We start from the raw sequence: 12,629 nt of genomic DNA, 5'->3' as shown, positions 1-12,629 counted from the left end.
ATTCTAAATATATTTTTTCACAAGAATTCGTTCTTTTCCCTTTTTTGTTTCCCCTTTATCCAAAAATAACTTATACTTTCCAAATCCTCTTACTGTAATTAAACTACCAATCTCAAGCATTTTTGACTTGTCCTTTTCTTCCACATAATCTACCAGCACTTTTCCTTTTTCAATCGGATCAATTACTTTTGTACGGGATAAATTGGTAATTGTTGAAACTATACTATCTAGACGTTTTGAGGGAACAGTTACCAACTTATCATCATACTTGTATTTTGGAAGACTGTTTTTATTTTTGGTTTCAATAATTTCAATTTCACAAGGCGCTTTTCCAATTTGTTTTAATTCTGAAATAATGTAATCTGCAATTTTTTCAGAAACTGGAATGTATCCCAAAACCTGTTTATTTTCACTTTCAATAATCAAATCCCCCATAAGTTCTCTTTTTATATTAAGACCCATAAGGCTTCCCAAAAAATCTTTGTGTAAATATTCACGGAATCTTGAATCTATTGATATTTTTAACAATTTATTTGGAAATTGAAAACTATTCTCATTAAACTCATTATTACAGTCCGCATAATCTTCAAATTTTTCATCATCTTGTTCTAAACTTTTGCCATTTTTTGCAAAATTATCATAAACATCTCTATTTCCAGCTATAAAACTATCAGGCACAAATGCAATTTGCCGTCTATCACTATCCGCAAAAACTCCATCACAAATAACATCAAGTCCATCCATCCTTTTCCCCAGTTTCTTCCAAAAATTCGGCGTATAAAACTCCTCAGTAAAGCTCATAATCTCATATTCCTTTGCCACTTCATAAGAATTATACAATTTACTAGCCAAATACTCCATTTCTTTCGGAAACTGCCTCAAAAAATTTTCTTTTTTCATATTTCTCCACTTCTAATCTTCATTTACAACTCTTAGATTATCCCAATCTACATTTCTGTCCTTCTCTTCCCTTTTCTTCTGAAGCTCAAATTTTTCATATTCAGAAATCAAACTTCCCAGCTTTGAAATCACATACGCCACAACACCTATATCATCACCAAACCCAATAATCGGCAAAATATCAGGCACTGCATCAATTGTAGAAATCACATAAATAATCGCTCCAATAATTTTTACCTTATCCATCGTTGGAATCTTAAATTCCCCTCTTTTGTCCGCTTGCAACATTCTCACAAGAAGTCCAAACTTTGATGCAACTGCTCCTAAATTATTTTTCAACTTTCCAGCCTTTTTCAAATCTTCTACTGTAATATTTGTCTTTTTATATTTTTCATATAATTTTTTTGCTCTTTTTAACATAATTTTCCCCCCTTCATAAAATTATCTTTCTTAATTATACTAAAAAAATCTTTTTTATTCAATTATATTAACTTAAAATTACCAAAGCAGAATATTTTTTCAAAAAAATTTTAAAACTTCACAAAAAAGACACAAATTTTACATAATTTTGTCAAAATTTATTGATATTATATTCCTGTCGATAAGGAACGATGTAAAAAATATAAAATAAATAATCGGAGGAAATGCTATGAAAAAAATAGGTAAGAAAAGAATTTTAGGAATCGCTTTACTGACATCATTATCAATATTTGCAGGAACAACCATTGCGGCAAATAATTCCAGCAGAACTGCTACTGCCAATAGCACAGCTAATGATGAATGTAAACCGCCACATAAATTACAAAGGGACAGCAACGGAAACCTTGTGGATGAAAATGGAAATATCATAAGAAAACCTGATCCCGCCAAAATAGAAGAGCTGAAGAAAAAACTGACTAATGGAAAAATTACAAAAGATGAAGGTACAGAAATTGCAAAAATGCTGGAAAGAAAAGGTCCGCACGCTAAACCAAATGATAAATGCAAGCCAAAAGACGCACCAAAAAGATTAACTGACACAGAAATTCAGTCTCTTACAAAATCTTTAAATAGCGGAAAAGTCTCAAAAGACGAAGCAAACAAACTAATAGAAATGTTAAATCACAGACCTAGAGGGTCTAAACCTAACGATATTCCTTCAAATTAATTTGGTTAATAAAAATCATATTAATAATAATACTAACTGAATAAACTTTATATCTTATTATTATACATTACTAAACTAGTAAGATTGAGTATTTTTCAATTTTTAAAATATTAATTAAAATTATAATAAAAAATAATAATAGAATCATCCTTAAAACTCTAAAAAAACAGTGAAACCTAAAAATTCCACTGTTTTTTCATTATCAATTAAATTATTTTAAAGTCAACTAAACTACTTAAATTACTTAGATTAATAAATTGCTCTAAATCCTATTCCACTTCTAAAATTCTTCCCAGTCGTATCATATCCAGCATTAACTGTAATTCCAAACAATGTGTTATCCCATCCTAAATTTAAATCAAATTTACCATTTCCTTTTCGATTTTCTTTATCTCCGTGAAGATTGTAGTATTCTGATTGTGTCCCTCTAAATCTAGCTTTGTTTTGAACATTGTTTAATTTTCCTAATTCATTTTCATAGGCTGCTGTTACGTTTATTTTTAGATTACTTCTTGCTCCTAGTGTTTGTTTGAAGTTAAATGCAAGTCCTGCTTCTGGTTTTACTGAAAAATAATCGTTTCCTTTTATTTCAAGTGCCATTGGACCAGATTCTTTAATGTTTGAGTATTTTCCGTATTCCATATTTAATAATCCATATGGTCTTATACTTGTTTTTTCAGTTGTTCTGATCGTTTTTCCAATTTCATTTTTTAATGCGACTCCGTAAATGTTGTAATCACCTTTAGCTTCATAAGTATCGTCTACAACCCAGTACTTACGCTTCATATTTCCACGTCCTGCAAATGTTTCTACGGAAATTCTCCAAGTTAATGAACCGTTGTGATCTTGTTTTGGTGCCATTGTTTTAAATATTCCTGCTTTTATCATTGTTTGATTTTCACGTGAATGTCCTATGTCTTTTAACTTGAATTGGTTGTTTGCCACTCCCGCATACCATCCACTTGAATTTCCAAGTTTAATTGCTTCATCTTCGTGAACATATGCTACACCATAAGCATTATTTGTATAGTCAATTACTCCTGCTGTATTAGTTTTTAATTCTCCTTTATTTCCAAAGGCTTTTATTTTATTACTTTGTTTTGAAGGATTTCTCCATTCTTCTTGTAAATACTTAAACTCTTTACTTAAAGTATTTCCTGTTTCGTATATTCTTTGTTGAATATTTGAATATTGGTGCCCTTTCATTTCGTCAACTGCTTGTGCTAAGATGTGGGCCTCTCCTTTTCCTAATCCATTTAATTTATTGAATATCTTTCTTTCTGTAACATCTTTTAAAGCTTCTTTTTCTTCTAAACCTGTTAGGAAATTATAGTTATCTATATCTCCATCTTCTGCAAATGAATTAAATGGTATTTTTGATAGATATACATTTGCAATTGTTTGATCTGGATTTTGTGTTGCAGTTGCTATCCATAATAAACTACTTGAAAAAATTTCCCATTTTGCAGCTGGATTTACATGGCTGACACTCATTATTGCTGCATTATAAGGTGCTATAATGTTATTTCCAATTTGTATATCTTTAGAGTCAGTATACTGCGTTGCTTCTATTCCAAAAATTAAGTTTATTTTTCTCAATCTTGTTAGATTTTCTAACCCTTGAATTGGATTAGTGTATCTTACACCAGAAGTATCTACATACATTCCAATACTTGAACCTCCACCGTTATTTTGAGTAAACAATGGATCAAAAGTATTCAAATTAATATCTCCTGCTGCTAAATGAACATAATTTGGAGAAGGTGTCGCTATATCTGTGTCGACTAATGTTGGAGTTACATTTACATCATTTCTAATTACATCGGCTGTTAATGAGCCTAAATGAGGCAAACTAAATCTTATTCCTTTAACACCTTTTGAAGTATCAGTTCCACTCGTTCTGTAAATATGTTCTGAATCAGTTCCTGTGGCGTTAATATCATTTGTTGATGTATTTCCTTCTAAACTTGCATCTTTTCCAACATATACTCCAATTCCATCAACTGCATTAATTCTGATTGTACCGTAGTTTTTAATAACTGCATTATTAAGGACATAAACTCCCATAATTCCTTCACCTGTAGAATTTGGAGTAGTTTGAATCGTTCCATAATTTTCTCCAACTGCATAATCATCAAGATACATTCCGATTGTGCTATCTCCAGATAAGTTTATTACTCCAGTTGCCTTATTTATAACTTTAGAACCAGGCCCACTTGCATACATTCCAATTCCATTGTCACCTGTAACATTGATTATTCCTTCATTTTCAGCAACTGCACCATTTTTAGCTGCCATTCCTATTGAATAATTGTTTCCAACAACATCAGATTTACTTATTGTTATTGTTCCACCATTTAAGTTAAAGGCTTTCCCATCTGTTCCAGTTACATAAATTCCGACATTTCCAATACCGTTCTCAAAGTTAATATTTCCATGATTATCAACTCTTCCTGATGAATAAATACCAAAGTTTTCTCTACTTGTTGCATTTTTTGTACTAATATCTGTGTAATTGGCAATTACTCCAAGTTTATCAGCTGAGTATGCGTAAACAGATCTACTTCCTAATCCAACACTTGTCGCACTACTCGTAATATAGTTATTTCCAGTTGCGTTGGCATTTACAATTCCAAATGAATTATCTCCAAGATCAAATTTTGCATTGACATTGACATGAGCATTTTGATTTTCTCCCACCAAATAAAGTCCTACAGCCTCATCATTTCCAGTTTTTATCGTTCCATCACTTAATGCAATATCACCATTTTGTGAATAAATTGCAACTCCGCCACTTCCAACTGTTATATCTCCAGAGTTTTCCACTGCATATCCAAATATTCCAACTGTTTTCGCTCCTGTCTCAATTTTAGAGCCTGCATTCGTTTTAATTGTATTGTTTTTTCCGGTTGTATAAATTCCAACATTTGGATTACTTAATGTTGCAGAATCTCCTGTTAATATAATATTTCCACTATTTTCAGTTACATACCCTTTGTTTAATGTATCTGGTTTTGTAAAGATTCCTACATTTTTATCTCCTGTTAGTGAGATTGTTCCTGTATTTTTTACTAATGTTGCTGTTCCACTTGAAACTGACGCATCTAATTTTCCTGCATCGTAAATCATTCCGATTGAAGAATCACTTTCTCCATCAATTGTTCCATCATTTTGCATTATTTCAGAAGTTAATTTAGTTGCAGATGTATTTGTATAGTACATTGCAGCTCCAGATTCACCGTCTAATGTAATTTTTCCAGTTGATTCATTAATTACTTTTGAGTTTTCAACACCGTAAAGTCCTGTCGAATCCTTTCCAGTTAGCGTAATTTGCCCTCTATTAACTACATTTCCGTATTTCGCATAAATTGCAAGCGCATTTTTCCCATTTAGTTCAATCGTTCCTGCTGTGTCATTCATTAGAGTTACTGCTGGTTTTGATACTGTTTTATTTTCTTGAGCCATTGCAACACGACCGTCATCATTTCCGCTTATCTTGTTTTGGTTAATTATTGATGAATTAGAAATTTCCAAAGTATTATACAGATCTGTAGCATTATCAAGATCAACTGCATTGTCTACTTTAACTTCACTTAAATAAAGCATGAAATTTTTATAGTTACTTCCTGTTATAGTTGGACCACCAGGCACAGATGAAATATTCGTATCACTTAAATTCATCTTAACTTTTGAAGCTAAAAACAATCTTGAATCATTTTGCATTGTTAAATTAAGATTTGCAATTGTTCCACTAAAAGTAGTAGCAAAATAACCACTAATATCAGAAGCTCCAAAAGCACCGTAATTTACAGTATTATTATATCCAACCGCACTTCCAGTAGCTGAAGTCGTACTTGGTACATAGTAAAATGCAGTCCCTCTATTAGTTGCATCTGTCCCACCAGCAACTGTTGCATTCAAAGTCCCACTTATTTTAACTTTCCCAGTTCCATTTGTACCATTGTAAAATAATAGCGATTTTTGTCCAGTCGTAGCTGTAGATGTTTTTCCACTTACAACTTCAATTTCTCCATTATTATCAGCAAAATAGTTAATCGCTCCTACATCAGCCGAAATCGTTCCAGTACCTAATTTTAATGTTCCATCAGAATAAACCCCAATAGATTTGTTATCAGTTACAGTTGCATTAATCGTTCCATTACTACTATCAATCGTTGAATTTTTCCCAACAATTACCGCAACAGTACCTTTGTTATTATCTGACGTATTTCCACCAGTAACACCTATAGTTCCTGTATTTGTTACTTTCCCATAATTAGAAGTTATAACTCCAATAGATCCAGCCGAATTAGCTGTAATCGTTCCAGCATTAGTTCCTTCTCCATAATCAGTCTTACTAGTCCCATAAACCGCCATTCCAATATTTTGACCAGCAGTTATACTGACTGTTTTCCCAGCGTTATTAACAACTTTCGCATTCTTCGTATAAAAACCAATATTTTCCTTTCCAGTACTTGAAATAGAAACTGTACCATTGTTAGTTAATGTTGGTATCACAGTTCCAGTTTTATTCGCACGAAGAGCTATTGAGTAATCTTTACTGCCTTCTATATTTATAGCTCCATGATTTGTTCCATTTATCTCTTCAGAATAAATTCCAAATGAATTTGTTCCTTTTACAGTAATTTTTCCAGTAGAAGTATTTTCAAGCGTTGCAGAAATAGTATCTGTCGCCGTAAATGTTTTATCTTTTCCTGAAACATCAACCCAATATTTAGCAGCTTTTACAGCAATTCCACCTGAACTATCATTATTAACATTTATATCTCCTGAATTTTGAAATACTGAGCCTTCAGTTAATTGACTATCATGACCCAATGCTCCAAAAGCAATACCATAACTATTTGTTCCACCAAGTGTTATTTCAGCACCACTGCTATTTATTGCTACTGTTTTTAAATCATTATAAAAACCACCTGGATAAATTGTATTTAATGCTGCATTCTCTCTACTTCGATAAAGTTTTCGATTAACAATATTTAATCCTACCGACTGACTTCCAGCCATATCAATTTTAGTATTATTTTTCAAAGTTTGAATACTTCCGTGTGCATTTGGTTGCTCTGGTGTCAATGTTAAAGCGACTTGCTTACTCCCATGTCCGATTATTTCTCCATTATTTATCAATGAAAAATCACCAACTAGTGGATTACCTTGTACCTCTAGACCTGCAGTAGTTTGATTATAAAGATTAATTTTTCCATTATTAGTTACTGATGTTGTTTGTAGTGTACTTAGTCCCCAATTTCCTGCATCAATAACCGCAGCTCTTGTTCCATCTCTTTTTATGTTTATAGTTACCCCTGCAGCAATAGTAAAGCCTTTTCCTGGAGTACCTCCTATATCCATAATTGTTTCTGCTATTCTTGCTCCATTCCAATTCTTCCCACCAGGATCCGTCTGATTCCTTGCTTTTGTAGTCGGAAGTAAATCATAACTACCAGGAGTTGTTACATCTCTATTCAATCCTACAGTATCCAATCCACTACTATTCCAAATTGCTGATAATGTAATCGGTGTGATTGTAATTGTTGACGGAGTTATTGTCGGAATACTTGGACTAACTGGTGTAAATTCAACAGTTTCTGGTAAAGTCGGAACATTCACTGTTTTATCAGGTGGTGTTATCCGTCCTTTTGTTAGAACTCTTGGATTTATCGAAGCATTCATATGTATTGGTACTTTTGGTTCAGCCGTATCTATTAAATTTAATCTTGTTGTTCCATAACGATTGTTATTCGTTTTTTGAGTATATTTTGCTTTTCCTACTTCTCTAGCATAAATAAATCCTCCTGTTTTATCTCCACGACCTTTATAAGTTCCATTCCAATCATTAGAAAATTCATTTATTGCAAATTGCCAGCTGCTCCATGGACTTTTTGTTACATGTTCCCCTTGTTCCATAAGCTCAATTAATTCTAAATTCAATCCATTTAATAGTTTTTTATGTCTTGACCTCGATGTTTTTATTTTCAATTTTTCATTTTTAACAAAATTATTCAATGCTTGTGTATTACTTCCAACACTTGTCTGTTTCTTAACTTCAGCCGAAAATAAATTATTTGACACTATTGTCCCGCATAATAAAAACGTAAGTAATGCAGATTCTGTATACTTAAAATCCTTACACCTTTTCGCAAAGCTTTTTAATCCTTTCCGTAAACTCTGTAAATCATTTGCCATTCTTTTTATCATCCTTTCTATTTTATTTTTTGTAGTTAAAATCTAAAAACTACAAGATATTATCAGTAAAAACAATATTTTTTCAAAGAATAATAATGTATTATTTAAATTTCTTGTTTTTAATCATAAAATTTTACTAAAACATGATTTTATAGTTATATTTTTTTATTTATAAGATTAAGTGATGATCATTATTTTAGTAAAAAATTATTTCACATTGAAAGTTTGGCTATTGTACATCATTTAGTCCAAACTTTTTTATTTTACAGATAGATTGTATAAAATACAGTAATCTACTTTAATATACATCTAAACTCCTAAATATAAAACTATCTATAATTTCAAAAATTATCTTAATTCTCATATTTAATTAAAATAGTTTTATTATATTCACACTATTGTAATCTTTTCAAAATTTGTTCTGTTACATTATACAATATCAAAAAAGAATGGTCAAATATTTTTTTAGAAAATAATGTGTAATTAATTTTATTTTAATGTATAAAGATAGAAAAATAAATATTTCTAAATACTTATCACAGAGTTTTTTAATAATTTTTATGTTTATTTATATATGTTTTTCTCTATTTTTTTATCATTCCATTTTTTATTAAATATTCCTTTGCCACATCATAAGCTTTTTTTCCATTGACTCCTACTTCAAAGTTCATTTTACGCATTTCATCATCTGTAACTTTATCATGTAATTTATTCAAAATTTGCTCTAATTTTGGATATTTTTTCAAAGTTTCTCTTTTCATTAAAGGAGCTCCCTGATAAGGCGGAAATAAATTCTTATCGTCTTCCAGAACTGTAATTTTATACTGCTCCAGCTCACTATCCGTAGAATAAGCGTCAATCACATTTATATCTCCACTTTGCACCGCCACATACCGTAATTTAGGCTCAAATTCCTTCACACTTGAAAATTCAAAGTTATATAGTTTCTTCATCCCCTTGTATCCGTCTTCCCTGTCAACGAATTCTCTTGTGAAACCAACTTTTGCTTTATCTTTCACTCGTGCCAAGTCTGATATTTTTGTAATATTATTTTCACTTGCAAATTTTTGCGTAACTCCAACTGCATAAGTGTTATTGTAAGCCATTGGCTTTAACAGTACCATGTCGTATTTTTTCAAGATTCCATTTCTAGCCTGCTCATAAACTTTCTCTTTTATATTGCTTACTGGCGTTTCGTTAAGGAATGTGAATACTACAGTTCCTGTAAATTCAGGATAAATATCAACATCTCCTGATTTCAAGGCATTAAAGTTAAATGATGTGTTTCCAAATCCTGCTTTTAGTTCCACATCCACGTTCATTTCCGCTTCAATCAGAAGTTTATACATATTTATCAATATTTCCGGCTCTGTTCCCAATTTCCCCGAAATTACAATTTTATCCCTTTTGCTTTGTTTATTCATAACTAAATTTCCAGCAAAAAATATTATAAATAGACTCATAAATGAAATTACAATCACTTTCCAGTTTTTATTTTCCAGTTTTTTAAGCACAAAATCAAATAAAACTGCTAACAATGCAGACGGAATTGCTCCAAGCAAAATTAAGTTCATATTGTTTCTGTCAAGTCCAAGTAAAATTAGTTTTCCAAGCCCTCCTGCACCAATTAACGAAGCAAGCGTTGCCGTTCCAATGATAAGCACTGTCGCTGTACGGATTCCAGCCATAATCACAGGCATCGCAAGTGGCAGCTGAATTTTAAAAAGCTGTTGCATCTTATTCATTCCCATTGCCCTTGAAGCCACCATATACACTGGATCAACGCCATTTATTCCCGTATATGTATTTCGTAAAAGTGGAAGCAAGGCATAAATTACAAGTGCCGTAATTGCAGGTTTTCTACCAATTCCCATAATTGGAATCAATAATCCAAGCAATGCAAGTGAAGGAATAGTTTGCATTACTGCTGTAAGTCCGATAATTATTTCTGCTATTTTCTTTTTATATGTCAAATAAATTCCAAGTGGAATTGCGATAATCAAGGCAATTACAAGTGCATAAAATGAAATCTGGATATGCTCAAGAACAGCCTTAAAAAACTCCTCTTTACGCTCATAAAATACTTGAAAAAAGTTATTATTCATTATTTTTCTCCTTTTATTTCTAAAATTTTCTCATTTAAAGTTAAATCAGGGAGTATCTAAAAAATTCAAAATCTATGTTGTGTTTGGTTTATGAATTGTTATAAAACCTATACTGTTATTTTTAATTTAAAAAAATTATTATTTTAATAGTTTTCAGTATACCTAATTATAACTGATTATTTTGAATTTAATCTAAATCTTGTGAATTATTTTTTATATATTCTGCATATTTTTTTGCACTTTCAACAATCTTTTCATCGCTTAAATCAGGCATTGCCCCATATAATGAATAAATTGGCAATTCAATTCCTTCGACATGAGCTATGCTTAATAAAAATGGTTTTAACACTTCTTTTATTGTCAATCCATTTGTTCCATCATATCTTGATGCAATTCCTCCAGTTGTCACTGCAACTCCAATTTTTTTACCTTTAAGCACTTTATTTTCACCATAATGAGCTGCCATAAATACTGTATCTATCCATTCTTTAATTAAAGATGGACAATTAAACCAGTATAAAGGAAACTGCAATATTAAAGTACCAGTTTCAGACAATAATTTTAATTCTTTTTCAACGTCAATTTTTCCATCAGGATATTTTTCATAAACATTATACAATTCTACATTTGATAATTTTTCTACTTCTTCTTTAAAGGCTTTGTTCGCTCTTGAATTTTCTATATTAGGATGTGCCATAACTACTAATGTTTTTTTCATTTTTATTTTCCTTCTTTCTTTCAAATTTTTCATATTTGTTTTATTAATAATTCATTTTCAAAAATTATTAAAGTTAGTTCTTTATTAAGGTATGTCCGAAAACTATTAAAATGATGATCTTTTGAAAATTTTTTAATCTTTACTTCTACAATTTTCTATTTCCATAACCAGTTTTGCATATTCCCCATTTTCCTTTAATTTTTCAATAATTTTTTTATCAATTTCATTTTCAGCATTCTTATTTTGCTCCAAACTGATAAATTCCCTTACAAATTCATCTTTCGGATTATTAATTAACTCAGATTTCGTCCCAGATTGAAGGATTTTCCCGTCTTTAATTATAAAAATCCTGTCTCCCAGATAAAAGGCTTCTTCAATATCATGTGTTACAAAAACAATTGTTTTATTAATTTTCTGCTGCAATTCTTTTATGTCTTTCTGTAAACTTTTCCTTGTAATCGGATCTAAAGCACTAAAAGGCTCATCCATAAGTATAATTTCAGGATTCCCTGCTAATGCCCTCGCAATTCCGATTCTCTGTGCTTCCCCGCCAGACAGTTCAGACGGCATTCTTTTCAAATATTTCTCACTTTCCAGCCCAATCATTTCCAGAAGTTCCTCTGTCCTTGCCTTAATCTCCTCTTTCTTCCACCCTTTCAGTTCAGGCACGATACTTATATTTTCTTCTACTGTCAGATGTGGAAATAAAGCCACTTGCTGTAGGACATAACCCATATTCCAACGCATTTTATGAATATTATATTCAAAAATATTTTTCCCTTTTATTTCTATTTTTCCAGAAGTCGCATCCTCCAGCCTATTTATCATTTTCAAAGCTGTAGTTTTTCCGCTTCCCGAAGTTCCGATAAACACAATAAATTCTCCTTCATTTATCGAAAAATTCATATCCTTTACAGCTTCATTTCCATTTGGATACACTTTATTTACATTCTGAAATTCTATAATTTTATTCATATTCTCTCCTTCCCGTTATTTCTTGCTTCTTTCCTTTTCAACTTTCTCTAAATTTTGCGAAATCCTTTCTAAAAATCTTTCACACATCTCAATTTCCTCTTGAGAAAATCCCTCATAAACATAATTTGTCATAGTTTCAGAAATTTCCTCATATTCTTTTTTAAAGCCTTGTGCGTATTCTGTAAGTTTTATCAGCACTTTCCGTCTATCATCAGGATGTGGTGCTCTTTCTATCAGTCCAGCCTTTTCAATCCTATCCAGCATTGGCGTAAGCGTATTTATCGCAAGCCCCGTTTTTTCGGACAATTCCTTACACGTTACATTATCCTTCTCCCAGAGTATATGCAGGATTTTCCCACGTTCACCATTAAAAACGGTAATTTCTCTTTTTGAAAGAATATAATTTAAGATTCTATCGTGTATCTGCTTAATTTTGCTTATATATATTCCCAAATTTACTTTTTTATTCATCATAGCCTCCTAACCTAAACAAAATTTTCTTGACTTTTTACTTCTATATAGTATAATACTATAAAGAATTATTTTTGTCAATTAAAATTTAAAAGTAAGAAAGGAATTT

The 12,629-nt window shown here is 31.2% G+C and carries 8 protein-coding genes; 1 reads left to right on the top strand and 7 read right to left on the bottom strand.

Annotation, left to right across the window (positions count from 1 at the left end):
• Positions 1-3: 3 nt before the first annotated feature.
• Positions 4-900, bottom strand: coding sequence for a YlmH family RNA-binding protein (locus tag FVE77_RS05840; protein ID WP_026746387.1), 897 nt, complete (start codon positions 898-900; stop codon positions 4-6).
• A gap of 12 nt (positions 901-912) precedes the next feature.
• Positions 913-1,320 carry a YkvA family protein gene (locus tag FVE77_RS05835; RefSeq protein WP_026746388.1) on the bottom strand — a complete coding sequence of 136 codons (408 nt, stop codon included), beginning with the start codon at positions 1,318-1,320 and terminating at the stop codon, positions 913-915.
• 229 nt (positions 1,321-1,549) lie between these two features.
• On the opposite strand from FVE77_RS05835, the gene FVE77_RS05830 reads away from it, so the two are divergent.
• Complete coding sequence (locus FVE77_RS05830) at positions 1,550-2,047, top strand: hypothetical protein (RefSeq protein ID WP_026746389.1); 498 nt, start codon at positions 1,550-1,552, stop codon at positions 2,045-2,047.
• A 249-nt stretch (positions 2,048-2,296) separates the two neighbouring features.
• Here FVE77_RS05830 and FVE77_RS05825 read toward each other — a convergent pair whose 3' ends face one another.
• The 5 genes from FVE77_RS05825 to FVE77_RS05805 form a co-directional block, all read right to left on the bottom strand.
• Entirely contained in the window at positions 2,297-8,251 is a 5,955-nt protein-coding gene (locus FVE77_RS05825) for an autotransporter-associated N-terminal domain-containing protein (protein ID WP_026746390.1), read from the bottom strand.
• Between the two features lie 584 nt (positions 8,252-8,835).
• On the bottom strand, positions 8,836-10,356 hold the full coding sequence (locus tag FVE77_RS05820; RefSeq protein WP_026746391.1) for an ABC transporter permease/substrate-binding protein: 1,521 nt from the start codon (positions 10,354-10,356) through the stop codon (positions 8,836-8,838).
• Positions 10,357-10,543: 187 nt separating this feature from the next.
• Positions 10,544-11,074: an NAD(P)H-dependent oxidoreductase gene (locus tag FVE77_RS05815; RefSeq protein WP_026746392.1), complete on the bottom strand. Its 531-nt coding sequence runs from the start codon at positions 11,072-11,074 to the stop codon at positions 10,544-10,546.
• Positions 11,075-11,206: 132 nt separating this feature from the next.
• Positions 11,207-12,049 carry an ABC transporter ATP-binding protein gene (locus FVE77_RS05810; RefSeq protein ID WP_026746393.1) on the bottom strand — a complete coding sequence of 281 codons (843 nt, stop codon included), beginning with the start codon at positions 12,047-12,049 and terminating at the stop codon, positions 11,207-11,209.
• Positions 12,050-12,064: 15 nt separating this feature from the next.
• Positions 12,065-12,520 (bottom strand): MarR family winged helix-turn-helix transcriptional regulator, encoded by a 456-nt coding sequence (locus FVE77_RS05805; protein WP_232052971.1) that lies wholly within the window; start codon positions 12,518-12,520, stop codon positions 12,065-12,067.
• Between the last annotated feature and the right edge of the window lie 109 nt (positions 12,521-12,629).

The sequence above is a fragment of the Leptotrichia hofstadii genome (genome assembly GCF_007990525.1).
Lineage (GTDB): Bacteria > Fusobacteriota > Fusobacteriia > Fusobacteriales > Leptotrichiaceae > Leptotrichia > Leptotrichia hofstadii.
This window is presented reverse-complemented; position numbering and strand designations above follow the sequence as displayed.